This is a genomic window from Nostoc sp. CALU 546, from assembly GCF_048836525.1.
In genome coordinates this window covers 1-2,197 of record NZ_JAWJTF010000327.1, presented here as the reverse complement: position 1 = coordinate 2,197, position 2,197 = coordinate 1, and the positions used below count along the sequence as shown (strand labels likewise).

General features: G+C 39.6%; 1 protein-coding gene. It reads left to right on the top strand.

All coding sequences use genetic code 11. The features are described from left to right. The coding region (recQ, locus tag RRG12_RS43330; RefSeq protein ID WP_420763300.1) for a DNA helicase RecQ at positions 1-1,992 on the top strand (1,992 nt) is incomplete at its 5' end. Between the last annotated feature and the right edge of the window lie 205 nt (positions 1,993-2,197).

The window sequence follows — 2,197 nt, the reverse complement described above, 5'->3', positions numbered from 1 at the left end:
TTGAAAAATGGACTAACTGTGGTAGTGTCGCCGTTAATTGCTTTGATGCAAGACCAAGTAGAAGCACTGCGAAATAATAATATTAACGCGACATTTCTCAATAGTAGTTTGAATCCTTACAAGGTGCGATCGCGGGAAGAAGCCATCCTCAACGGTAAAGTAAAATTACTCTACGTCGCCCCTGAACGCCTCTTGAGTGAAAGGTTTCTGCCGTTTCTCGATTTAGTTAAAGAAAAAATCGGGATTTCTAGCTTCGCTATTGATGAAGCGCACTGCGTTTCGGAATGGGGACACGATTTTCGTCCAGAATATCGCCAGTTGAAATCTCTGCGAAAACGCTATCCTGATGTTCCTACGGTCGCCCTCACCGCCACAGCAACCGATCGCGTCCGTAGTGATATTATTCAACAACTAGGACTAAAGCAACCTAGCATCCATCTTGCTAGCTTTAATCGTGAAAATCTTTATTACGAAGTTCGTCCTAAAACTAAATATGCTTACGCTGAATTGTTAGAACTAATTCGAGAAACTGAAGGTTCGACAATTATTTATTCTTTAACTCGTAAAAAAGTTGATGAACTCACTTTTAAACTCCAAAATGATAAAATTGGTGTTCTGCCTTATCACGCCGGATTAACTGATGAGGAACGTAGTAGTAATCAAACGCGATTTATTCGAGATGATGTCCGGGTGATGGTGGCAACAGTTGCCTTTGGGATGGGAATTAATAAACCCGATGTGCGGCTGGTAGTTCATTTTGATATGCCCAGAAATATAGAAAGTTATTATCAAGAATCGGGTCGAGCCGGGAGAGACGGAGAACCATCTCGGTGTACAATATTTTTCAGCTTTGGTGATGTTAAAACAATTGAATGGAGTATCGATCAAAAAACTGATCCTCAAGAACAGTTGATTGCAAAACAACAACTGCGACAAATGATCGATTACGCTGAAGGCACTGATTGTCGGCGAACGATTCAACTGGGTTATTTTGGCGAAAGGTTCCCTGGGAATTGCGGTAACTGTGACAATTGTCGTCATCCCAAACCCATGCAAGATTGGACAATTGAAGCCATGAAGTTTTTATCTTGTGTGGCGCGTTGCAAAGAAAGGTTTGGGATGGCATACATAATTGATGTGTTGCGAGGGGCAAAAAAAGACAAAATTCTCCAGTACGAACACGATAAACTTTCTACTTATGGTATTGGTAAAGATAGAACTCTAGATGAATGGCGAATGTTAGGGCGATCGCTTTTACATCAAGGGTTAATAGAACAAAGTAGCGATGGGTACTCAGTTTTAAAACTAAATGCCTTAAGTTGGGAAGTAATGCGAAAACAACGCACAGTTTCCCTAGCTGTAACCACAGTTCAAAAGATCGCCTGGGAACAGGGGAGTGAAAAAGCAGAAGAGGCAGAGGTATTATTACAGAAATTGCGATCGCTCCGTAAACAATTAGCTGATGAGCAATCTGTTCCACCTTACGTCATCTTCCACGATTCCACTTTAAAATTGATGGTACAGGTGCAACCCCAAAACTTAGCTGAATTTGCCAAACTTTCTGGTGTAGGTAGTCACAAACTCGCTCAATATGGCGAAAAGTTTATTACAGAAATTCGCGCCTACCGCCAAGAAAAAGGTTTGCAAAATAAATCGGCTACTTCCGTATCTTCTGCCAAATCATCTTCTTCTTACACCGAATTACAAACATTACAATTGCATCAACAAGGTTTAAACATCGCTCAAATTGCCCAAAAACGCAACCTTAGTCCGGCAACAGTTAGCACTCATCTAGAAAAACTAATTGAGAAAAATCAGCCAGTTGATTTAAATCAATTAGTACCTTTAGAACATCAACAAAAAATTTGGCAAGTTTTAGAAGTACTCGGTGACATTTCTCTCACTCCCATCAAAGAACAACTAGGCGAAAGCTACACTTTTGATGAAATTCGTTTAGTACGGAGTAAGTGGCGACGTGAAAATCGCAAGTGATGATTTGCTAAGGACGAGTAATACAAAGCAAAACAATTATTGTTTCATTATGAATGACAATAAAAAAATGAACGAGGGAGAGAAATCAAAACTCGCAAATCTGCCAAAATCAATACGTTTTGCATTTTATTTGGTGCATTTTGTTTAAGTCTTACTATTTGCTCATATATTTGTTTTTTGAAAAACTAGATAAGGAAGCTAAACT